16 protein-coding genes and 1 riboswitch are annotated in these 21,014 nt (G+C 59.7%); of the genes, 4 read left to right on the top strand and 12 right to left on the bottom strand.

Annotated elements, in window-relative coordinates; translation table 11 throughout:
- Positions 1-13 precede the first annotated feature (13 nt).
- Both BUB60_RS11725 and BUB60_RS11720 read right to left on the bottom strand, forming a co-directional pair.
- The gene (locus BUB60_RS11725) at positions 14-346 is read right to left on the bottom strand and encodes a hypothetical protein (protein WP_073079203.1); all 333 of its coding nucleotides are present in this window, start codon (positions 344-346) and stop codon (positions 14-16) included.
- Positions 347-379: 33 nt separating this feature from the next.
- Complete coding sequence (locus tag BUB60_RS11720) at positions 380-1,546, bottom strand: DUF4317 family protein (RefSeq protein ID WP_073079201.1); 1,167 nt, start codon at positions 1,544-1,546, stop codon at positions 380-382.
- 158 nt (positions 1,547-1,704) lie between these two features.
- Here BUB60_RS11720 and BUB60_RS11715 point away from each other — a divergent pair, with 158 nt between their 5' ends.
- Positions 1,705-2,433 carry a manganese catalase family protein gene (locus BUB60_RS11715; RefSeq protein ID WP_073079199.1) on the top strand — a complete coding sequence of 243 codons (729 nt, stop codon included), beginning with the start codon at positions 1,705-1,707 and terminating at the stop codon, positions 2,431-2,433.
- Between the two features lie 300 nt (positions 2,434-2,733).
- Here the strand turns inward: BUB60_RS11715 and BUB60_RS11705 are convergent, their stop codons facing one another.
- The 3 genes from BUB60_RS11705 to BUB60_RS11695 are packed head-to-tail and all read right to left on the bottom strand — an operon-like array spanning position 2,734 to position 6,382.
- Positions 2,734-3,216 (bottom strand): (2Fe-2S)-binding protein, encoded by a 483-nt coding sequence (locus tag BUB60_RS11705; RefSeq protein ID WP_073079194.1) that lies wholly within the window; start codon positions 3,214-3,216, stop codon positions 2,734-2,736.
- A complete protein-coding gene (locus BUB60_RS11700) occupies positions 3,204-4,055 on the bottom strand; it encodes an FAD binding domain-containing protein (protein WP_073079192.1) in 852 nt (283 codons plus the stop codon). Before BUB60_RS11700 ends, BUB60_RS11705 begins: the two co-directional genes overlap by 13 nt.
- Positions 4,052-6,382 carry a xanthine dehydrogenase family protein molybdopterin-binding subunit gene (locus BUB60_RS11695; RefSeq protein ID WP_073079189.1) on the bottom strand — a complete coding sequence of 777 codons (2,331 nt, stop codon included), beginning with the start codon at positions 6,380-6,382 and terminating at the stop codon, positions 4,052-4,054. The genes BUB60_RS11700 and BUB60_RS11695 overlap by 4 nt, the downstream gene beginning before the upstream one ends.
- Positions 6,383-6,514: 132 nt before the next feature.
- Here BUB60_RS11695 and BUB60_RS11690 point away from each other — a divergent pair, with 132 nt between their 5' ends.
- Together BUB60_RS11690 and BUB60_RS11685 are read left to right on the top strand one after the other, a co-directional pair.
- Positions 6,515-7,429 carry a YIEGIA domain-containing protein gene (locus BUB60_RS11690; RefSeq protein WP_073079187.1) on the top strand — a complete coding sequence of 305 codons (915 nt, stop codon included), beginning with the start codon at positions 6,515-6,517 and terminating at the stop codon, positions 7,427-7,429.
- On the top strand, positions 7,426-7,608 hold the full coding sequence (locus BUB60_RS11685; protein ID WP_073079184.1) for a capping complex subunit for YIEGIA: 183 nt from the start codon (positions 7,426-7,428) through the stop codon (positions 7,606-7,608). The genes BUB60_RS11690 and BUB60_RS11685 overlap by 4 nt, the downstream gene beginning before the upstream one ends.
- Before the next feature lie 241 nt (positions 7,609-7,849).
- On the opposite strand, the gene BUB60_RS20145 is transcribed toward BUB60_RS11685, so the two are convergent.
- The 5 genes from BUB60_RS20145 to BUB60_RS11660 form a co-directional block, all read right to left on the bottom strand.
- Positions 7,850-8,137, bottom strand: coding sequence for a putative quinol monooxygenase (locus BUB60_RS20145; protein WP_073079171.1), 288 nt, complete (start codon positions 8,135-8,137; stop codon positions 7,850-7,852).
- A gap of 267 nt (positions 8,138-8,404) precedes the next feature.
- A complete protein-coding gene (locus BUB60_RS11675; RefSeq protein ID WP_073079169.1) occupies positions 8,405-10,351 on the bottom strand; it encodes an FAD-dependent oxidoreductase in 1,947 nt (648 codons plus the stop codon).
- Positions 10,352-10,497: 146 nt separating this feature from the next.
- Positions 10,498-11,295: an SDR family NAD(P)-dependent oxidoreductase gene (locus BUB60_RS11670; protein WP_084726436.1), complete on the bottom strand. Its 798-nt coding sequence runs from the start codon at positions 11,293-11,295 to the stop codon at positions 10,498-10,500.
- A 1,031-nt stretch (positions 11,296-12,326) separates the two neighbouring features.
- Positions 12,327-13,178 (bottom strand): hypothetical protein, encoded by an 852-nt coding sequence (locus tag BUB60_RS11665; protein WP_073079167.1) that lies wholly within the window; start codon positions 13,176-13,178, stop codon positions 12,327-12,329.
- 622 nt (positions 13,179-13,800) lie between these two features.
- A complete protein-coding gene (locus tag BUB60_RS11660; RefSeq protein WP_242941195.1) occupies positions 13,801-16,485 on the bottom strand; it encodes a calcium-translocating P-type ATPase, PMCA-type in 2,685 nt (894 codons plus the stop codon).
- Positions 16,486-16,583: 98 nt separating this feature from the next.
- On the opposite strand from BUB60_RS11660, the gene ytaF reads away from it, so the two are divergent.
- Positions 16,584-17,207, top strand: a complete 624-nt coding sequence (ytaF, locus tag BUB60_RS11655) for a sporulation membrane protein YtaF (protein ID WP_073079165.1) — start codon at positions 16,584-16,586, stop codon at positions 17,205-17,207.
- A 520-nt stretch (positions 17,208-17,727) separates the two neighbouring features.
- Here ytaF and BUB60_RS11650 read toward each other — a convergent pair.
- The gene (locus BUB60_RS11650; RefSeq protein WP_073079163.1) at positions 17,728-18,981 is read right to left on the bottom strand and encodes an Nramp family divalent metal transporter; all 1,254 of its coding nucleotides are present in this window, start codon (positions 18,979-18,981) and stop codon (positions 17,728-17,730) included.
- A 13-nt stretch (positions 18,982-18,994) separates the two neighbouring features.
- Positions 18,995-20,245: a magnesium transporter gene (locus BUB60_RS11645; RefSeq protein WP_073079161.1), complete on the bottom strand. Its 1,251-nt coding sequence runs from the start codon at positions 20,243-20,245 to the stop codon at positions 18,995-18,997.
- Between the two features lie 244 nt (positions 20,246-20,489).
- Positions 20,490-20,647: riboswitch (M-box (ykoK) riboswitch) on the bottom strand.
- Between the last annotated feature and the right edge of the window lie 367 nt (positions 20,648-21,014).

Genomic DNA, 21,014 nt, shown 5'->3' with positions numbered 1-21,014 from the left:
TCCGCATGCCCGGTCACGGCGTCTGCCATGGCCGGCGTTTTTTTCGCCGGCGGCCTCGTCGGCCGCGCCGGTACGGCCCCTCGTCGTCGTCCTCCTCCTCCGGGTCCAAAGCGCCGTTGAGGAGCGATTTCAGGTTCTGCCAGTACAGGCACGCCATACCGTCGTTGATGTCCGTCATCGCCGGCAGGGGCGGAATAACGGCCGGAGCGGACATATCGCCCGGGTCCGGCGCGTCGTCGATTGTCTCGACGAGCTTTAAAAACGGCGGCCCCAGCGCCGTTTCAACCCTGGCGTACTCGTTTTTGCCCAGTTGGTCAAGGATGTGCTGCGCCTCTTTGACTTCCATACGACATCCCCCTTAAAGTCTGCCGGACCACTGTTAAATATTTTCCGTTTCCAGCACCATGCCGTTTAATTCCGCGTCGTCGCTGAGCTCGATCTGCAGGCACTTTCTGCCCCGGGCGTTAATGACCTGCCGGACGGACCCCAGGTCCGCAAGGTTTACCGCGATGTCCCCCACCCCGGTATTTATTTTCATCTGCGCCGCGCCGGAAACCAGGCTGGCGGCCTTGAACTCAAAGCCCTCGTCGGCCGCCTGATTGAAGGCGGACTCAAATCCCTCGAGGTCCGCAACGCCGCTCTCCTCCAGGATGTCTTTCAGCTCCGAGGCGTCCAGCGTCACCTGCTCGCCGTCGTCGGCATAGGCCTCGATTTTCTCGCTCACCGCCTCGTAGATGTTTTTGAGGAGCTCGGGCTTTATTTTTTCGCCGTTCACCAGGCGGAGGATCTCCCCAAACTTCTCCTGCTCCTCCCTGGCCGTCGGCTCGTACCGGCAATGCAGCACATTTTCCAAAAGCGCCTCGTTCCGGACGTTTGCCTTGGCCGTGTAGTAGAGCAGCTTATTGATATCCGCGCAGTTGTCGTTAAAGGCCGGGAACATGAAGCCGTCCACCGGCGAGAGGAAGTTGACGGTTTTGTCCAGCGCGGAGTTCAGCTCAAATTTTTCCGAGGACGCGCTGTAATAGATGCCGCGCTTCACGTCGTCGGCCCTGCAGACGCTGCAGAGGACGAAATTGAAGCCGAAGGAGGTGTCGTCAAAACCGTCCAGCGATTCCTCCTCGCCTTTTCTGCCCCTTCTGCCCATAGGCTTGTTGTACTTGCCGGAGGCGAAGGAGATGACGACGTCGGAATCATAATTGAAATTGGCGGCGACCTGCGCGATATATTTGTTGCAGCAGTCGGCAAAGGCCTCCCGCTCGGCGCCCAGCAGCTGGCGGAACCGGGCTTGTCCCTCGCCCTCCGGGGCCCCGTCGTCAAAGGACAGCTCGAATAATTTTGAATTGAAGCCGCCCGTCAAAAGCTTTTTGAAATTGCTAAGGTATATCTCCTGCTCCGTTTCGCTCTTCATATCGAACGAGCAGAGCTCGGCGTACAGGATGTTCTGATTGTCTTTTTTTATGTAGGCCGTATACAGCTGCTTCAGCTGCAGCTGGTAGCTGTCCGCCTTAAACTGTCTTCTGAATGCGGATAATTCTTTTTTGTTCATGCGTCGCTCCTGTCGGATTATTGTAGTCGAAGCCTATATTACTATTTTATTCCTTCGATTTCAACCCAAAGGTATCCGGCCGGCCGTTTCCTCATATTTCTCGGCGCGCTGCAAAGAATAGTACAGGAACTTTTTTCAAACAACGGAGGAGGAAAACCATGTTCAGACATGACAAGCAGCTATTAAAGGAGGTCCGGGTGGACAAGCCCAACCCGAATTACGCCAACATGATGCAGGAGCAGATTGGCGGCGCCCACGGCGAACTGAAGGCCGCCATGCAGTATTTTTCCCAGAGCTTCAGGATCAAGGACGAGCGGATCAAGGACCTGTTCCTCGACATTGCCTCCGAGGAACTGGGGCACATGGAAATGGTGGCAACGCTCGTCAATCTGCTCAACGGGCATCAGGTCGACGCCGCCGGCACGACGGCCGGCAATATACAGGCCTCCGTCCAGTCCGGCCTGACGCCGATGCTGGCCAACGCTTCGGGCTATCCCTGGACCGGGGCCTATATGGAGGACACGGGCGACCTGGCGGCGGACATCATTTCGGATATCGCCGCCGAGCAGCGGGCCAAGGTCGTCTACCAGTACCTGTACCGGCAGATCAACGACACCGGAGTCCGGGAGGCCATCGATTTCCTCCTGAACCGGGAGGAGGCCCACAACACCCTGTTCCGCCAGGCGTTCAACATGCTGGAGGAAACGGGCTCCCTGGCCGACTGGGGCGTCACCCAGGATTCCAAGCAGTACTTCGACCTCTCCACGCCGGGCCAGTTCTTCGACCAGAACAACCTCTCAAACCCGAAGCCCCCGAAGTTCATCATCCCCAACCAGCAGAATCAGCAGCAGAACCCGAACCAGCAAAATTACACGATGGCGCATTGATTGCGAGGGCGGAGATGGAACTCCGCCCCCGCATTTTATTGCCAACGGCTGGGCGTCTGCTCTTTTGCCTCCCTCGGATGAGGGAGGTGGCATTTGCGCAGCAAATGACGGAAGGAGAGATACACGGCACTTATGGTGCGTTATCTTTCCCTCCGTCGCCCGCCGGCGACAGGATGCAGCGCCAAAAGGAGTAATCCAGGGCGCGTGACAAAGCTCCCTCCTTCAGTCGCCTGCGGCGACAGCTCCCTCGTCTGAGGGAGCCAGGGAAGCGTTCTCGTCTTATTAATCGCCCGACGTATCTTACTTATTTTCCTCGTATTCCCCGTTCAAAACGGCGCGGACGGCGGCGCCGATCTCCTCGTAGCAGGTGCAGCGGCAGATGTTGCTCTCCAGCCAGTGGTCCAGCGCCGCGTCGTCGGGGCGCTCCGGGAGCTTTGACAGGGCGTGGCAGACCATCAAAAAGCCCGAGGTGCAGTAGCCGCACTGAAAGGCGAATTTCTCGATAAAGGCGCGCTGGGTGGGCGTGCCCCGGAGTCCCTCCACCGTGGTGATCTCTTTCCCCACGGCCTCGGCCGCCAGCATCAGGCAGGATTTGACCGGCTGCCCGTCCACCAGCACCGTGCACGCCCCGCAGTCCCCGTTCAGGCAGCCGGGCTTGGCGCCGGTGAGGCCCAGCCCCTCCCGTAGCGTGTCCAGCAGGATTTCCGCCGGGCGGACAAAAAGCTCATGCTCGGCGCCGTTCACCCGGAGCTTTATTGCGGTTTTTTCCTTCAGCACAAGCACGGCAGCTTCTCCTCCCTTACGGCCTCCAGTATGTTCAGGATCGTATCCTTTAAAACGAATTTGCGGTAGTCCGCGGAGCCGCTCAGGTCGCTCTGGATAACGCCCGACAGCGCTTTGACGAACAGCTCGGCCCGCGCGTCGGCCCCGAGTCTGCCGTCGTTCAAAATCTCCTCCGCGCTCCGGTCCCGGAAGGGATACGGGGCAAGGCCCGAAAAGGCGATACGGAGGCGCCCGCCCGTCACCACCGCCGCCGTTGTCAAAAGCGGATAGTCGATCTTTTCGTTTTTCGTCTTCTTCTGATGAAAATACGGCGCGGCGGCAATGGCGGCCGGCACGGCCGTCCGGACCAGGACCTCGCCCTTCGGCAGCCGCAGACGGCCGTCAAATACCGCATCGATCGGGTACGTATGCAGGCCGTCCTTGCCCGCCGCCGTCAGGATGGCGTCGGCCAAAAGGAGCGGCAGCGCGGTCTCCCGGTAAATGATCGTGGAGGCCAGGTTGCCGCCCAGCGTGATCTTGTTCTGCATGGTGTGGTCGGCGATGCGGCCCGCCGTCTTCCCCAGCAGCGGAAAGCTGCCGGATACGATGAGGTCGGACAAGGTCAGCGCCGCGCCGAAGGTGAGGTTTTCGCCGTCCGTACCCAACCCGAGGAGCTCCGGGACGTCCTTGATGTCGAGCACCGCGCCGAAGGCGGCGTTTCCGGCGCGCGCCATGGAGATGAGCTCGCTGCCCCCGCCGTACCAGACGGGATTCTTGCCCTCGTCCTCCAGCCGGCCGAAAAGCCCGACCGCTTCCCCCAGGGTATCCGGCCTGTAGTATTCGAAATCGAAAGGGATCATATAATGCCCCCTGTCTTTTTGAGCCAGATTTTTTCCGGCAGGAGCGGGAGCTCATCGAGTTCGGCCCCGGAAGCCAGCGACAGCGCGTTTGCCAGCGCGGCGGGCATGCCGATAACGCCGTGCTCGCCGAGCCCGCGGGCGCCGTAAGGCCCGTCCAGATTCGGGGTCTCGACGAAGTCCACGAGATACCGGGGCGTCTCGGCGAAGTGCATGACCTTATATGTCCTCAGGCTCGTATCCAGCACCCGTCCGTCGGGGCCGTACTGGAAATGCTCCCGGCTGGCCTTGCCGAGCCCCATGCACATGCCGCCCCGGACGACGGCCGCCGCCATGGCGGGATTGAGGATCTTCCCGGCGTCGATGACCGTGGCGGCGCGCAGCAGGCGGTAGGTGTACTCCCTTTCGTCGTACGCCACCTCCACGGCCTGGGCGCCCACCGTCCAGTACGGCCCGGACTTGCCCTTGCCGGTTTCCCGGTCCAGATAGTTCAGGTCTCCCATTACATAGCTGCCCCGGCCGAAGAGCTGGCCGCCGACGGCGTTGCCGTTTTCGAACTGGTAGCCGTGGACCAGGTCCTTGAAAACATGGTGCACCGCCGGGTCGCTTTTGCGGTAGACCCTGCCGTCCCCCACCTCCAGGTCCTCCGGCGCGCATTTCATCACGGCCGCGCCCAAGCCCACGAGCTGCCTTTTGACGTCCTCCGCCGCCGACAGCACGGCCCTGCCCACCATAAACGCCGTCATGCTGGCCACCGTCTTCCAGTGGCGGGGGCTGTAGCGCGTGTCGACGTCCATGTTGACGTGGATGCGGCCCACGTCCATTTTCAGGGCTGCCGATAGGATCTGCGCCGCCGTGGTCTTCATGGCGGGGCCGATCTCCACGCAGCCGACGTTTAGGTTGACCGTGCCGTCCTCGTTGAAGCTGACGAGCGCGCCGGAAACGGCGTCCGGCGGCGAGGTGGACGTTTTCCAGAAGCAGCAGAGCCCCTTGGCGATAATCTTGCCGCCGGACACGGTACGTATCCCGTTGCTCCAGCCGATGAGGTATTTGACCTTTTCAATGCAGGCCGGCAGGTTGCCGAGGCTGCTTTCGGTGAGCTTTACCTGCCCCGGGGACGTCTGCCCCGGCTTCAGCGCGTTTTTCTCCCGCAGCTTTGCCGGGTCAAAGCGGAGCTTCGCGGCCAGCTTGTCCAGCATCCGTTCCATGCAGAAGGTCATGGCGGTGTGCCCGAAGCCTCGGAGCGAGGTGACGTAGGGGTGGTTTGTGTAAACGCACAGGCTGTCGACGGAGAGATTTTCGATGTTGTACGGGCCGGTGCAGTCGGCGGCGATAGCCTTGGTCATCCGGGGCCCCGTGTCCGTGTACGCCCCCGTTTCCACGAGAAACGTCATCTCGGCGGCCTTGATCGTCCCGTCGTACATGGCGCCCAGGCGCATCTCGGCGTGGAGGCCGATGCCGCAGGGCGACGAGGTCATGTCGGCTTCCCTGTCGTTGCGGATGCGCACCGGCCGGCCGCCGACAGCCTTTGACGCCAGGTACGCCAGAATTTCCAGCTCCGTCCCCGCCTTTCCGCCGAAGGCGCCGCCCACCAGCGGGACCTGGACGATCACCTTGCCCTCGTCCAGCGCGAAGAGCTTGCTCAGCGCTTTTTTCACCTCGAACGGCCCCTGGGTGGCCGCATGGATGTAGACCGACCCGTCCGCGGCAATTCGCGCCTGGGCGGCGCGGGTCTCCATGGCGACGTGGTCCGTCTGCGGGAGGTCGAACGCCGCCCGGAGGATGACGTTGCTCTCGGCAAAGCCCTTTTGGATATCGCCTTTCCTGATCTTCTCCCGGTCGCAGATGTTCGTCCCCGGCTCGGGATACACGTCCTCCACCGGCTTTTTATAGCTGCCCAGCGCCTCGTGCACCAGGGCCGCCCCCGGCGCCACGGCCTCCAGCGGAGAATTGACCACCGGCAGCGGCGCGTACGCCGCCTGGACGAGCGTCACCGCCCGCGCCGCCACAGCGTCGCTGTCCGCCACTACGAGGGCCACCGGCTCCCCGTAATACCGCACCTTGTCCCTGGCCAGAGGCGGCCTGTCCTCGATGACGGAGCCGGTGAGCACGTCCGTGTCACCGCCCGTGAGCACCGCCCGCACACCGGGCAGCTCCCGCGCCGCTGAAACGTCCAGCGAGACGATTGTCCCGTGGGCGCACGTGCTGGTAACGGTCCGCGCCGTCAGCACGCCGGGGGAAATATGGTCGTCCGTGTATCTGGCGCCGCCCGTCACCTTATCCGCCGCTTCCTTGCGCGGCACCGCCACCCCGATGCCCGTCTCCGGCATATCGTCACCGTCCTTTAAATTCTTATTTCTTTAGAATTGGCCGGCGGGTGGCGAAATATACCGGCCGGAATTCCAGTCTTTCTCTGTCTATTTACCGAAATTGAGGAAATTATATGCTCGGGAGCTGATATTTTGGAAACTGCGAAATCTCTGAGCGCCGCCGACATCTATATCATCGTGACCGGCATCGTCATGGGCACCGCGGCGCGGCTGTACACGCTGAAGATCGATATGCGGCAGATTCCGTCCTACCCGAGCGCGTACTTCAACAACATCATTCTGGGCTTCATTGCCGCCGCCCTCGGCGCGATCGCCGTGCCGGCGTTTCTGGCCCGCGATTTCGTGGCGGTCACGTTTTTGACCATCGCGGTCCAGCAGTTCCGGGACATCAGGTCCTCGGAGCAGGAGAGCCTCGAGCAGCTGGAGGAGACGGAATATATACGGCGCGGCGCGGCGTATATCGACGGCATTTCAAAAACCTTTGAATCGCGGAATTATCTCTCGATGCTCACCGCCCTTATTTCCGTGCTGCTGATGAAAGCCGTCCCGCTTTCAAATATCTGTTTGACCATCCTCCTCGGCGCCGCCGGCGGCATGGTCGTTTTATACTTTTCCTACCGCTTTACAAAAGGCCGCCACGTGGGCCAGATCTGCGCCGTCAGCCTGGGGTCGATCGAGGTGCGCGGCTCCGAGCTCTTTGTGGACGGCATGTTCGTGACGAATTATCTGGGCACGGACAGAAGCCGGGAGCTGTTCCGCACCGAGGGCCTGGCCGTCGTCCTGACGCCCCGCGACCCGGTCAGCCGTGTCACATTGGAGAACGCCGGCCAGCGCCAGGCCGTTTTATTCGAGGCCGTGCGAGCCCTCGGCGTCAAGCGGTACAAATTCATGAAACGGAATTTTGACAGCGGCAAAGTCCTGATCGCCTTCGTGCCGATCCTGAACGACCCGAAAAGGCTCGTCGCCGCGGTAAAAAACACGCCCATCCTGGAAAACAGCCGCAAGATCGGGCGCGTCATGAAAACGACGTTTGAGGAGCAGTCATGAGCAAGAACATTCTGGTATACATCACAGCCGATGAAAACAGGGTCCTCGGCGGCGATCCGCTGACGCTCCTGTCCACGGACCCCGAGGAGACAAAGCGCCTGACGGTGGAGCTTGGTCGCGCCCTCAAAGCCGATGTCGTCCAGCTGAAAAACGGCGACTACCTGCTGATCGGCTCGTAAAAATGAATAGCGGCCCGGCTCTTGAGAGCCAGGCCGTTGCAGACTGTCGATAAAGCCCTATGGGCTTTATCGACAAGGAGATGCATGCCGCGCGCTCAACCGCGCGCTGCATGAGAAGAGTCACTCCGGAGGCGCATGTCCTCCTGCGCGACAAATGATGAATTTATTTGCCGCCCCGGCGGCAAACTCTGCGAGGCTTTCCCTTCTGTATGCGGGTTTTTCAACAGGCTGAGCGGCATTTTCAGACAAGCTGCGTCCAGTCGAAAAATTCCGGGGGCCCGGCGATTTTATCGTCCATGTCGGCGCGGAACTCGGCGTCATGGGGCGCGGCCAGATGCTTCTCCAAGGCCTCCCGGTTCTCCCAACCCAGGAGCATATAGAGCTCCGCGGGATTCCTGCCCGACTGAAAGACGTGGGACATGAGGCAGCCCTCGTCCCGCCTGTTCTGCGCCGTCTGTGTCTTCATCGCCCGAATGGCGCTGTCGATACAGTCCGTTTTTGCCGTAAATTTGATCAGATCGATAATCATAAAATCGGCTCCTGCTGTTATGTTGTTAAGTCTCTGCGTCACGCCCCGTCTGCGTCGCCGCGACGTCCCAGACGCGCCGTTTTTGTCGGCGCGGTGGACGACGGGTGGTGGAAACGCCGGGCGATTGATAATCGCCCCTACGCATAGCGGCGAGGTTTGCGACTGCGCGAAACGCCCCCGTGTTGCCAAATTATTGCATAAGGAACGATACGGGGACGGGATGCGCGAATAGTCTGCTGTGTGCTTGCACATTCAAGGCCACTATTTTTAAATATTCATCGCGGCGTTATACGCCGACAGGTTGGCGCTTTTGATGTTGCCCACGCCGTACGCGTCGCCGACGACAAAGACGTCGGGAATGAGGTCCGTGTACGCCGCCGCGGCGGATGGGTCGTTTTTCATGCCCATGGCGTCGACGACATAGTCTGCCTCCAGGGTCCGATACTTCCAGTCCCTGCCCTCGATGTGCACGCCGTCCCTGTCGATGGAGCGGACGATGTGGTCGCCCAGCAATTTGACATGGTGCTCGCCCAGCAGCAGCATCAGCATCCCGCGGGTGAGCTCACTGAGCCCGGCGGCAAACCCGTCCTCCGGAATGATATCCACCACCGTGACGTCGCCGCCCTCCATCGCCAGCGCCAGCGCCGACTCGCAGCCGGAGACGCCGCCGCCGCAGACGACGATTTTGCCGGAGACCTTTTTCCGCCCGGCGTCCACGTCCAGGACGTTAAACACATTGGGGCCGTCGATACCCGGAATTGGCGGACGGGCCGGACGGGCGCCGGCGGCCAAGACGATGGCGTCGGGGTTTTCCGCCAGGACGCGTTCCGGCGTGGCCTCGGTGCTCAGCCGGATATCGGCGCCGCAGCGCATGGTCGTATTGACCACCCATTCCGTGTGGCGCAGCAAATCGTCCTTGAACGGCAGCTTGTCGATATCGTTCAGCAGCCCGCCCAGCCGGTCCTTTTTCTCAAACAGCACCACGTCGTGGCCGCGCGCGGCAAGCGTGCGCGCCGCCTGCGTCCCGGCGACGCCGCCGCCGATGACGACGACCTTTTTCTTCTCATCGGCCTTATGTACCCTGGCGTACCGCTCCGTGCGGCCGATCTGGGGGTTGACGGCGCACTGGACGTGGCCGGCGCCCGCGCAGCCCCAGCAGCGGAGGCAGGGCCGGACATCCTCGGGCTTTCCGCGGTAGCACTTTTTCAGCATGTCGGGGTCTGCCAGGAAGGCCCGGGCGATGGCCACCATGTCGGCGCTGCCCTCGGCAATGATCTGCTCGGCCATGTCCACGCTGATACCGCCCACGACGCTGACGGGGATGTGGATATCTGGGCACTGCCTGACCTGCCGCGCCAGCGGGACATTGACGCCCCTGGGGCGGAAATACGGCGGCATGGCGTAGAAAAACGCGTTCGGGTCCACGATCAGGCCGGCCGAAACGGTGACAAGGTCGATATGCTCCTGGGCCAGCTTTAAAAATTCGATGACCTCGTTGATGCGCATGCCGCCGGGGAGGATCTCGTCGCCGCTGATGCGCAGCTCCACGATGAATTCCGGCCCCACGGCCTCCTTCACGGCCTTGAGCACCATGAGCGGAAACCGGCATCGGTTTTCAAAGGAGCCGCCGTAAATGTCCGTCCGGTGGTTCGTCATCGGCGACAGGAACTGGGCCAGCAGGTTGCCGTGGGCGCCGTGGATCAAAACCCCGTCAAAGCCGCAGCGGTACAGCCGGTTTGCGCAGCCGGCGTAATCGGCGACAGTTTGCTCGATATCCTTCTGGTTCATTTCCCTGATATACGGGTGCTTGCCGGGGATGGGCATGCTGGTGGGGGCGATGCCCCACTCGGCTTTGATGAGCTCCGCCCCCACGCCGCGCCCGGCGTGGACGAGCTCGCAGGAGAGCTTGGCGTTGTGGGTATGGGCGGCCTCCGACATGAGCTTTAGATGGTTCAGCTTCAACTCGCTCGTCACGTCGATCTCCGAGGGGTAGTCCGGCGCCGTGTCCCAGTTGACGGGCGTTGCCCCCAGATGGATGAGCGCCACGCCCGTGGCCGCCTGCATCTCCACGAAATCGATATACCGCTGCGTGGCCTCGCCGTGGGAATCCGTGAAATCGCAGACCATAGGCGCGAACTCCACCCTGTTTTTCAGCGTGGTCCCGCCCACCCTGAGCGGCGTGAACACATGCTTGTAATTATTGAAAGACGGCATTGCTGTGACCCCTTTCCTAATTCGGTAATTTCGCTGTGATCCCGTAGGGGCAGACCTTGTGTCCGCCCTCTTTCGGTATGCGCTAAAACAACGTTACAGGGCAAACACAAGGTTTGCCCCTACGCGCGCCGATATGCCTTACGATATTAGCCGCCCAGCACCAACCCGCCGTCGTGGATGTGGACGGCGCCGGTGATCTGGTTGGCGGCCTCCGTGGACAGGAAAACGCAGAGGGCGCCGATTTCGATGGGCTCGGCAAAGCGGTGCATCGGCATCTGGTTCTGAATCTGCACGAACGCCTCCGGCGGCAGGTCCTTGTCCAGGTCGGAATGTGTCGGCCCCGGCTCGATGACGTTGATTCTGATACCGTCATCGCCCAGCTCCACCGCCAACGCCTTCGTCAGCATCTCAAGGCCCGCCTTTGACGCGTGGTAGGACGCCTTGGGGTGGTGCTTCGTCCCGCCGACGCTCTGGCCCCCGATGGAGGAAATGTTGATGATGCTGCCGCCCTTGCCGGCCTTTATCATATGCGGCGCGACCTCGTAAATGGTGTTCGCCGGCCCGTGCAGATTTGTATTGACAACGCGGTGCCACTCGCTGAGGTCCCTGTCATCCACGAATTTCGTCACCGTGGAAACCCCCGCGTTGTTGACGAGCACATTGACCTCGGGGAACACCCTGAAAACTTCGGCGACGGCCTTTTTGACGCTCTCCAGCGCGCCGGTATCGCACTGAACGCAGAAATATGTACCGCCGTACTGCTTAAAGCTCTCGGCCGCCTTGTCGCCGCTCTCCTTATTGCGGCAAAGGATAGCCACGTTGGCCCCGCTCTGCGCGAACGCGGTCGATATCCCCAGCCCGATGCCCCTGTTTCCGCCCGTGACGATGACATTATACCCCTTTACAGAAAACGCATTGGTCATATTGGTAATTGGATTCGGCATAATAAACGCTCCTTTCTAAATTACCCACCCGCCCGCCCGATAAAGGTATGGGGCTTCGCCCTATGACCCATTGAAGGTATGGCTGCGGGCCTGCGACCCGTGCCAAGGCGGGGCTTGGTATTTTTGCTTTGAACATTGATATACGGTAGGGCGGGGGCTTGCTCCCGCCGTTCTTGTTGGCGCCGCGGCTGGGTGACATGTCCGAGGCCCCAGGACGGAAGATGCGGCTGCGCAAACGCCATAATTTACCGCACGCCGTAGGGCGGGACGACCCGGCCCGCCGTCGATCCGGCCGCCCGTTCCCCGGGGTGCGGCGCGGTAGGACGCCGAGGACGGCGTCCCCTACGCAGGATGGCTTGGATTATTGGTTTTCATAGGGGCGAACTGTGTTCGCCCACTTATTGGCACGGCGGCGGGCCGAGACAGAGGGACGGGGAAACGTGGATTCCCGCCTTCGCGGGAATGACAATGCTTTGGGGGGCATGGATTGTTTGGAAATCGCAGGGACGACCATTGGTCGTCCGCCCCTACAGGCATCGGCAAGATTTTGCACCTTGGGGAATTCCTCCTGTACCATTCCGTTTCCCGCAGCACGACGGCGGAAACGAACAAAGCGCCAAGGGCCGCCGGCATCCCCGGCCCCCGCAATATACCCGCACACACCCCGTAGGGGCGATTATCAATCGCCCGTCCGCCCGGCGTTGCAATATATCTATCAGATATATATCTTATAGATATATCATGTCATCTTCAGCTCCCGTAGCGCCGCTTTTTTATCGCCGCATACGTTGCCGGCTGCGGTACCGCCGAGATTGGTCTGCGGCGTTTGGCCTCGCAGGGGCGGACCTTGTGTCCGCCCTGTAACATTGCTGCGCTGTGCATCGGGGAGGGCAGACACAAGGTCTGCCCCTACGGAGGGGCGTCCCCCTTCCCACAGGCGGAATCTCCCGCACGCACCAAACGCAGGTCCCCTCATCAGCCGGCTGCGCCGACAGCTTCCCCCTGGGGAAGCCTTTTGACTCCCGAACCGTTCAAAACTGCTCGCTGCCGTCCCTTTTGTAATCCCCGCCGTTGCCGCCGGAGAAATGGATGATGGGCCGCTCCAGCTTCGGCACGAGGATCGGGCTGTGCCTGACGCCCCGCGGGATGTACACGAGGCAGCTTTTCGTCATGGAGAAATATTCGTCGCCGATATAGAACTGAACTTCCGCGCCCAGCTCCTCGGGATGCTCCGGGTCCGTCCCGATAAAGCCGATAAACTCGTCAAAATCGTGGGTGTGGGCCTCCGGCCCCGTGTCGTTTTTCGTCTTGAACCAGACGGCCTCCATGTACGGCGCGCCCGGGAGTTTCTTGCTGTCGATCCACAAAAGCCGCGTAAGAAAGCCCTCCGGCGCCGACGGCAGCCTGCCGTCCACCGGGGCGTATTTCTCCACCCAGCTGCCGGCATACGTCCCCTTCGGCGCGGTCGCCTGGGCCGGGAGCTCCTCATACGTGTCCGTGTTCAGATGGCAGGTGTAGTGGAAGACCGGCTTTTTGACGTTTTTGACCTCGATGCGCCCATGGGCGGCGCCTGCCGGCACAAAAACGATGCTTGTCCTGTTCAGGACGAGCTTGTCGTTTTCGATCCAGAGCTCCACCTCGGCGTTCAGGTTCTCCGGGTCGTCCATGTCGCTGCCGATGAAAACGAGCAGCTCGTCCGACCGGTGCCTGAAAAAATCGTCGCGGGAAAAAGGCTTCACGATCCAGCACACCTCGCCGAACATGCAGCCCTTGTAAAAGCTGCCGTCCATACGGACAGAGCGGACGTGGGCGTCGGCCGGGTCGATCGCCACATCCTCGGAATTTACCATTCCGGCCAGCGCGAAATACTTGGAAATGGACACGAAATTTCCTCCTTCATTACAGTGATCGGCACTGTTTTCATTTTATTCCAATTCACGGGTCAAAGCAAGGAACAGCGCCGGAAAACGCACGGCTTTTGTGCTCATAATCGGCATTTTCAGCAGTATGCCCTGTCCTTTTGCCCGTAAAAAGTCATTATGACGAATCCACATTATGTAAACATGTAGGAACGTACGAAAACGGCTTCTTCAATTCATATAATTTACCCACCCGCCCGCCCAATAGAGGTATAGGGGCTGCGCCCCTATGACCCTGACGGGGGGGCTTTCGGGGCTTCGCCCCGGACCCCACTTGGGGCTTCGCCCCACACCCCGTTCAAGGGGAAGTCTTACCTCCGCTCAAGCCTTCCCCTGGGGGAAGGTGGCGCGGCAAAGCCGCGACGGATGAGGGTCTCCTGCGTTCCAAAGGCTCCCTCAGACGAGGGAGCTGTCGCCCGCAGGCGACTGAAGGAGGGAATCTTCCCGGCGCCGCACGGCACAAAAACAGCGGATATGGCTTGAGACTCCCAAACCCCTGCCTATCTAAAAGGGGTCCGGGGCACAGCCCCGAATTTAACGGGGTCATAAGGGCGCAGCCCCTATACCTCTATTGGGCGGGCGGGTTTTAAATCGCGTTTCCCCGGTGCTTGCTGCTGTAAACGGACTTGCGGATGAAATCGACGGGGATAACGGAGAAGGCGAGGATGATGACGAACTGGAGCTCGGAGTACCGGAGGCCGGTCGTCCGGAAAATGGCGCCGCCGAAATAGATGATGACGATCTGGATGATGGTCACCAGCAGCATGATGGCGAGAAAGCCCTTGTTTCCCCAGATGTGCGCCAGCAGATTGAGGCGCGTGGTGCGGGCGTTGAAGCTGTTGAAGACGCCGGCAAAAATGAACATGGCAAAAAATGCGGTCATGAAGAATTCGTCACCTGTCCCATGACTATACATAGTATGTATGGCCGGCAGCTTCAGGAACAAAATGCACAGGAGCGTGGTGTATATCCCGCCGACAAGGATTTGGTTGTACATATATTTGTTGATGATCGGCTCGTCGCGCCGCTTGGGCGGCTCGTTCATATATTCCTTCAGCGGCGTCTCCCCGGCAAACGCCAGGCCCGCCAGCGTATCCATCACCATATTCACCCACAGCATCTGCAGCACGGTGATCGGCGAATTGATGCCGATAAAGGGGCCGATGATGGAGATGGCCACGGCGCACAGATTGATGGTCAGCTGAAATATGATAAATTTGCGGATACTCTTGAAAATCGTCCGGCCGTAGAGGATCGCCTTGGAGATGGAGAGGAAGTTGTCGTCCAAAATGACGATGTCCCCGGCCTCCTTGGCCACCTCGGTCCCGCTCCCCATGGCAAACCCCACATCCGCTTTTTTGAGGGCCGGCGCGTCGTTGATGCCGTCGCCCGTCATCCCGGCCACGAGGCCTAAATCCTGAGCCAGGTTGATTAGCCGGCTTTTGTCCGACGGCACCGCCCGGGCCACCACGCGCAGCCTTGGCAGCGCGTCCTTCAGCTCCCGATCCGACATCCTCTGCAGCGCGTCGCTGGTGAGCACGGCGCCGGCCGCTTCTCCCTTGATGAGGCCCACCTCCCGGGCGATGGCGGACGCCGTCTCCTTGCTGTCGCCGGTGATCATGACCACCTGGATGCCGGCGCTGGTCACCTGCCGGATCGCCTTTGCGGCCTCGCGGCGGATCTCGTCCCGGATGCCGACGACGCCCAGAAGCGTCAGGCTCCTGTTCATGCCATTGGGGCTCATGTCCTCCTCGCAAACCGCCACGGCGAGGAACCGGACGGCGTCCGCGGCCATGTCGGCCATGAGCTTTTTCAGACGGTTCATAGACGTAAAATCTCTTTTGACGCCGTCCGTATCATAAAAAAAAGAACAGTTGGGCAAAACGAGCTCCGGCGCGCCCTTGACAAGAGTGAGATTGACATCCCCCTTCAGCTGCACGCTGGAGAATTTATTGGCGCTGCTGAAGGGCATGCTGGCGGCGACCCGGACGTTTTCGCGCCTGGGCTTGTCGTTCATGACGAATTCCAGGAGCGCCCGCTCCGTGGCGTTGCCGCCCACGGCCTGCATCTTGGCGCCGGTGCCGGAAATATAGGCGCTGGTGTTGTAGACGCCGGACAGCCGCATCAGCCGCCCCAGCTCCGTTCGGCTGAATTTCGAGTAATCCTCGTACTTTGTCCCGTTTCCAGATATGAAAAAATTGGCCTTCAGCTTCCCCTTGGTGATCGTGCCGGTTTTGTCCGTGAACAGGATATTCAGGTTGCCGGAGGTTTCGATGCCCACCAGCTTCCGCACGAGGACGTTGTCCTTCATCATCCGCTTCATATTGGACGACAGGACGATGGTGATCATCAGCGGCAGCCCTTCCGGGATGGCCACCACGATCACCGAGATGGCCAGTGTCGCCGCGTGCACGAGATAGCCGAAAAGCTCCTTGGGCGTCTCCAGGCTGCGGATGATCACGTCCAGCTGCGAGCCGTGGGCGATGACGATAGAGTTGAACAGGTCGGCGATCGCCACCAGCGCCGCGCCGATATAGCCGAAGCGGCTGATGGTGCGGGCGAGCTTGCCCAGGCGCAGCTTTAAGGGGCTTTCCCGGGGGCCCTCCTGGATATCGAGGGCGAGGCGCCCGTAAAACGTGCCGGCGCCCACGCTGTCCACGCGCATGATCGCCTCGCCGGAGCAGACGATACAGCCGCGGAACAGCCTGTTTTTGCTGGTGAAATCCCGGCTGTCCTCCGGCTTTTCCGTGCCCGGCCTTTTGATGATCTCCTTGCTCTCCCCGTTTAAGGGCGACTGGTCCACGTGGAGCTCTCCGCTGGTGATAACCCCGTCCGCCGGGATGCGGTCGCCCGGCTGCAGCAGGACGGTGTCGCCCACGACGACCTCGCTGACGGGCAGCTCCATAAGGCCGCCCGCTCGTTTAACGCGGCATTTCGTCTTCAGCGCGTCCTCCTGCAGCTTTTCAAAGGCCGATTCGCTGCCGTATTCCGACAGGGTGGACACAAAGGTGGACACCAGGATCGCCAGCGCGATGCCGATCGTCTCATACCAGTTGAAATTTCTCAGCCGGATCACAATGTTCACGACAAGAGCGACGAGCAGGATCTTGATGATCGGGTCGCCGAAATTTGAGATGAATTCCCCGAAAAAGCTGCGTTTCTTGCCGCGTACAAGCGCGTTGTCGCCGTGCTGCGCCTTGGAGCGGTGCACGTCGCTTTCGGAAAGCCCCTTGATCCTGCCTAAAAGCTCCATGGTATTCTGCTGATTCATACGCGTCCCCTTTTGAAAATACGCCGGCCGGACGGCATATTTCCTCTCGTTGTCAATGAAAATAGCCACTTTAAATATATTTAAGGGGTTGTCTCGATATGTTTCAAATATTGCTGGTGACGGCGCTCTGCCTCGACGCCTTTACCGCGAGCCTCGCCTACGGCGCGGGTAAAACAAAGATTCCGCCCGTGTCCGTCCTGGTGATCAGCCTTGTCTGCACAGCGGTCCTGACGGCTTCGGCGGGCCTCGGCACCGCCGTCATGAGCGTCATTCCCCCGGGCGTGACGCAGGTGGTCTCGTTTACCGTCCTTTTCGTGATCGGGCTTGTCAAAAGCTTTGAATACTTCCTCAAGCGCTTTATCGCGAAAAGAGACAATAATGAAAGGCAGCTCAAGCTGCGGCTGTTTGACCTGAATTTCGTCCTGACCGTTTACGCCGACGCCGAAAAGGCCGATATCGACAACTCCAAAACGCTCTCCGTCAAGGAGGCCGTCTACCTCGCCCTGGCGCTGTCGCTGGACGGCTTCGCCGCCGGCTTTGGCTGGGGGCTGACGACCATCAACTACCCCGAGCTCATCATCCTCTCGTTCCTGTCCAACATCCTGGCGGTAACGCTGGGATATCTGCTGGGAAAGCTGCTGACGAAAATCACCAAAATCGATTTCTCCTGGGTCGGCGGCGTGATACTGATGCTGCTGGCGTTTACAAAGCTGAAATACTAGCCTTGCGTTCACATACAAAAGGCCGCCGAAGGCGGCGGCCCCTGCAAGCTTATTAAGTATCCTTCCTGGGCTTATTTAAGTATCCTTCACGGGTTTATCTAAGTGTCATTCACAGGTTTACTTGCGTATCATTCGCAGGTTTACTTAAGTGTCATTCGCAGGTTTACTTAAGTGTCATTCGCAGGTTTACTTAAGTGTCATTCGCAGGTTTACTTAAGTGTCATTCATAGATTTACTTATGTGTCATCCCCGAATTTATTTAAGTGTCATTCCCGCGAAGGCGGGAATCCAGGCCCTCGCACAGGGGAACGTGGATTCCCGCCTTCGCGGGAATGACAATATTTTAGGAATGACAATATTTCGGAGAGGGCAATACTTTACGAAGGACAGCAATCCGTCAATAACAGCACTTCGTCAATGATAATATTTTAGGTATCATCGTAGGGCGGGGGCTTGCTCCCGCCGCCTCTTGTCAGCGCCCCCGTGAGCGTGCGGCTCGCGGGGGCGCCAATATATCTGTTTACCGGAACAGGGAGACGACGAGGGTTGCCGACAGGGCGATCAGGATGACGATGGTGACCCAGGAAATAATGTTCGTGACGGGTCTGTTGACGTACTTGCCCATGATGTCTTTTTTGTTGACGATCAGTACCATACAGATCATGACCACCGGCAGGAGGATACCGTTGATGCGCTGGGACCACAGGGAAATCTGGATCAGCGGCGCATTGGGAAGCAGGATCATCCCGGCGGAAATGACGATGATGGCCGTATACAGCCAGTAAAACTGCGGCGCCTCGTCCCACTTTTTGTCGATGCCGGCCTCATAGCCGAAGGCCTCGCAGACATAGAACGCCGTGGCCACCGGCAGGATGACCGCGGAGAAGATCGCGGCGACCAGCAGGCCGAAGGCGAACACCTGGGAGGCGATCGCGCCGGCCACCGGGGCCAGCGCCGCGGCGGCGTCGCTGGCGTCGTTGATCTGGATGCCCTCCGCATACAGTGTCGAGGCGCAGGCCACGACGATGAAGAACGCGACGACAACGGTGCAGAGGCAGCCGATGAGCACGTCCAGCTTCGACCATTTCAGGTCCTTGACGCGCAGCTGCTTTTCGATCACCGACGACTGCATGTAAAACTGCATCCACGGGGCGATGGTCGTGCCGATGAGGCCGATGACCGTGGAAATATACAGGAAATTCGACTCGATATCGGGCTTGGCGATGGCGCTGCCGATCGCTTTCCAGTCCGGCTTTCCCAGGAGGGCCGCCGCCACGTAGACGAAGAGCGCCAGGCAGAACACCAGAAAGATTTTCTCCGCCACCCTGTAGGTGCCCTTGACCACGATGAACCATACGCCCACGGCGACGACGGGTACGGAAATGTATTTGCTGACGCCGAATATCTGCATGCTGCCCGCCACGCCGGAAAATTCCGTCATGGTGTTCATGATATCGGCGCCCAGCAGGAAAATAAAGATGAAAAACGTGACCTTGACGCCCATGTTTTCCCGGATCAGGTCGGCCAGGCCCTTGCCGGTGACGATCCCCATGCGCGCGTTCATCTCCTGGGTCACATACAAAACGATAAAGGCCGGGATGAGCGTCCAGAGGAGCTTATAGCCGAACTGCGCCCCCGCCACGGAATACGTGGTGATGCCGCCCACGTCGTTGTCCACGCTGCCGGTGATGATGCCGGGCCCCAGGATCGCGAGAAAAACGGCCGCGTTCCTCCAGAAGCTTTTCTTTTTAAACCCGTTTAAAATTTTAGCCATTGCCGCACCTCCCTCAGAGCTTTCTGCGCCGCGCTCTCAGGAGGTTATAGACGATGTCGTCGATAACGACCATGCCGAGAAGCTCCATCTCCCTGTCCACGACAGGGACGGCCAGCAGGTTATACTTGGAGATGATCTCCCCGATGGATTCGATGTCGTCCGTGTCGTAGACGTAGATCATCTTTGTGTTCATGATCTCGTCCAGCGTCGTGGCCGGCGCGGACACGATGAGGTCCCGGAGCGACACGGTGGCCGTCAGGCGCTCGCTCTCGTCCACGATGTAGAGATAATAGATCGAGCTGGATTCCGGCTTCAGGCGCCGGAGCTCCTCGATGACGTCGCTGACCGTCATGCTGATTTTGTAGGCGATAAAGTCGGTGGTCATGATGCTGCCGACCTCGTTGTCCTCATACTCCATGAGCTCGCGGACCTCCTCGGAGGCCCCGCTCTCCATTTCCGAGAGCAGCTCCTCGGCCCTTTCCTCCGCCATTTCCTCGAGAATGTCGGCCACCTCGTCGGCCGGCATCATTTCCAACAGATCGGCGGCCTTTTCCACGGAGAGGCTCTCCAGAACGGTGAGCTGCGTCTCCGTCTCCAGCTCCTCCAGTACGTCCGCGGCCTTTTCGTCGTCCAGGGACGAGAAGACCTCCGCCTGCATCTTGATGTCCATTTCCTCCAGGATGTCGGCCAGGTCCGAGACGTGCAGCGTCTCCAGCTTGGAGTAGGGCTTGCTGAGCTTGATGCCCGCGTGGCCGATATCGACGGTTTCGACCTCGTGCCACAATATGAGCTTTCCCGGCATTTTCACGCCGAACAGGCCCAAAAGGCTTTTCAGCGGCTTGGCGGCGCCGAGCCGCCGCATGAGCCCCTCAAAGCCCACGTCCACGGCCACCAGAAACGTCCCCGTGGACATGACGGCCAGCCGCAGGTCGTTGACGCGGACGAGCTTGCGGCCGCTCACGTCCACCAGCTGCCTGTCGAGGACGTATTTTTTCAATAGCAGCGTGTTTTCCGCAAGGCTCGGAAAGGCGACCGGCTCCGGGCATCTGAAGATAAACTGGCCCTTTTCCTCGCTCACCGTAAAATTGACGTAATCGGCAATCACCTCTCTGCCGCCGCTTTTCAGGACAAGCGCCGCCACCTGCGGCGCCGCGGCCTCGAAACTAACGGCGATATCGCTCAGAATCCCGAGGAGGGCTCCGGCGTCGGTGAAGACTTTTTTGCCGAGAACGCGGCTTAAATAGAACGTTGTCTCTCTGAACATAAAAAATCCCTCCATACGGCTACGGAGGGATTTTTGACATGTATTTTAAATCTAATCTTCACACATGAAAATCAGACTGCAATCCCACCGTATCCACTTTTCATAAATCCGTTTTCGATGACTGGGGTCTGCGCTCATTTTAAAGCTTTCCTCCTGTATTGCAGATTGTGGGTTATAGCGCGCAAACAATGAAAATAAATAAAACCCCCGCCAAATCCTGAACTGGCGAAGGTCATCAAAATGCTGCGCACGCCCGTTCAAGCTTTAGCTCCGAAAGGCGGTGAAATTGCGTTAGGTTATGCCTTGAAATTCGACAAAGCCTGTTGACCTGCTATGGTTGTCTCCAACCCTTCGCGGCAGCAATCCATATCCTTTCGGTAGCCTCACCTACCGAGGTTCTATTCATTTCGTTTAAAATATAGCCCCACCCGCCGGCGTTTTCAATATCAATTTCCGAAAACGCAAATAATCTTTGTTATTCACAAATCGGCCTGTCCATTCCCAGCGCTATTTATGCATATCATCTATTATTTTGGCGATTTCAGGGAATCCGCGATAGGTATTCCCCTGCCGCCGCGCCGACAGGAGCAGGCGAACACAGTTCGCCCCTACGAGGACAATCCGTGCCGTAGGGGCGAACTGCGTTCGCCTGCCTTTGTCCCGCGCCGCTGTCACCCCGGTCATGGCGGATGGGACTCGCCTTGCGACGCCCAAAGTATCTTGCGATGCCTCAAAGCCCTGTCATTCCCGCGAAGGCGGGAATCCACGT

The sequence above is a fragment of the Sporobacter termitidis DSM 10068 genome (assembly GCF_900130065.1).
Classification (GTDB): Bacteria; Bacillota; Clostridia; order Oscillospirales; family Oscillospiraceae; genus Sporobacter; species Sporobacter termitidis.
The sequence above is the reverse complement of the archived record's forward strand: the minus strand, read 5'-3'. Positions and strand labels throughout refer to the sequence as shown.